At 75.8% G+C, this 1,895-nt stretch carries 1 protein-coding gene; it reads right to left on the bottom strand.

Annotation, left to right across the window (positions count from 1 at the left end; all coding sequences use genetic code 11):
- A partial coding sequence (locus tag GT042_RS25825; RefSeq protein ID WP_161311130.1) for a hypothetical protein occupies positions 1 to 1,895 on the bottom strand: 1,895 nt, incomplete at both ends.

Below are 1,895 nucleotides of genomic sequence, written 5' to 3'. Positions count from 1 at the left end.
CCAGGTGGACCGGCAGGCCCACGAGGTCCGCCAGCCGCTCGGCCCGCGCCCTGGCCTCCGCCACGCTGCCGGGCGCGTCACCGGGACCGCACGCCAGCACGGTCACACTGCGGAAGCCGCGATTCCGTACCCCCGCCAACAGCCGTCCCGCGTACGACCCGTCGTCCCGCAGGACACCGCCGCCGTCCTCCGCGAGCGCCAGCCCCTCGGCCCCGCCGTGCGAGGCGAAGAAGAACGTCCCCCCGGCGGTCCCCCCACCGGGCAACGGCCTGAGCGTCGCCACCGGACGTTCCCGCGCGTCACGCTCCCACGACACGAACCCCGTCGCGCCGTCCAGCCGTGCGTACGCGTCCCGCCGTACCGCCCAGTCCGCGTCGTCGAACGACGCCGCACCGACGAGCCGGCCGTCCGCCGCGCGTATCTCCCGCAGCACCGGCGCGGGGCGCCGCCCGCTCCCCGTCCAGGTGGCCTCCTCGGCGGTGATCGACTCGTACGACACCGTCCCCTCGCCGCCCGGGACGACGCCCCGGCCCGTGACGCGGAAGAACGCGCCGGGCGGGTACGTGACCTCCGCCTCCGACACGGAGGCCACGAAGGGGGTGATCTCGCGGGCCGTCGAGCGCGGGACGTGCACCAGACCGGGGTGGGAGCCGCTGGGCGGTTGCTTGCTCCACGTCATGAACTCGTGGGCCCGTTCGCGCACCAGGGACGTGCTGCGGAAGGACGGCATCGTGATGGTGTCGCGGCCGTAGACCGGCCCGTCCGTGAGCGGCCCGGCCGGCGAACCGGGTATCCCCCGGTCGCCCCACCAGACGTCCGCGTTCACCGGCGGCAGGATCTCCAGCGCCTCGATCGCCATGTCGACGTGCAGCGCCATCCGCGCGTACAGCCAGTCCGCGATCACGTCCGAGCGGCCCCGCAGCGCGTCCGCCTCCGGGCCCGGCGTGTCCGGGTCCGGCTCGGCCCGCAGGTCGTCGAAGAGCTCTTCGAGGCCGGGATGCGCGCGGAGCGTCGTCGGCAGGAACGCCGGCGCGTCGAGCTCCACCGCCTTCCGGGTCAAGGACCAGACGTTGAGCCGTACCAGGCGGCGGCCCATCCCCGCGCCCAGCCGCTCACCGTTGAGGAACGCCTTCATCAGCCGGTAGTCGGGCCCGCCGTAGAGATGGACGGCCGTCAGGTGGGCCGGTGCCAGGCGCGCCAGCGCGCGCCTGCCCGTGTCGCCGTACGTACGGAGCCACGCGTGGAGCGCCCGCTCCCTGCGGGTGCCGGCCGGGAGCGTCCCGGCCAGCGCGGCCCCGGTCAGCCTCACGAGGTCGCCCGGGAGATCCAGCTCACCGGCGGTGACCTCCGCCCCGTACGCCATCCGCTCGCCGTACAGCCGTCGGTGCGGCGGGATCAGCTGACCGTACGGATCGAACCTCTGGAAGCCGGCGCTCCGCGCCGACTCCGTGACCCAGTTGTGCAGCCCCGCGCCGTCCCGCAGCACCGCGCCGCGCTCCTCCGCGTTCCCGATCCCGAGCGGGTGGGAGGCGCGCAGGATCTCGTGCAGCGACTGGAGATCGGCCGGGACCGCCCAGGCGACGAGCGCGCTCCGGAACGCGAGCAGGTGGGCGGGCGACGCGCCGAGCGCGGCGTAGGTACGGAGCAGCCGCGCCGCGGGACCGTCCGCACCGCCCACCCGGCGGAAGCCACGGCTGTCGTGCACGGCGCGGTAGGCGCTGCCCGGCGCGTACCGGGCACGACGGCCGGCCGGACGCGAGAGCGTGTCGGCCAGCGGGCCCGGCAACTCCGTGTCCGCGTACGCCGCGTACGTGAGCGCGGTCATCAGCTCGTCCAGCGCGAGCGGGCCGGGAGGCAGGGTGCGCAGCCGCTCCAGCGCGGCGGCGGGGTCGGCG

Origin of the sequence: Streptomyces sp. SID3212, from assembly GCF_009865405.1 — a bacterium.
Lineage (GTDB): Bacteria > Actinomycetota > Actinomycetes > Streptomycetales > Streptomycetaceae > Streptomyces.
This window is presented reverse-complemented; position numbering and strand designations above follow the sequence as displayed.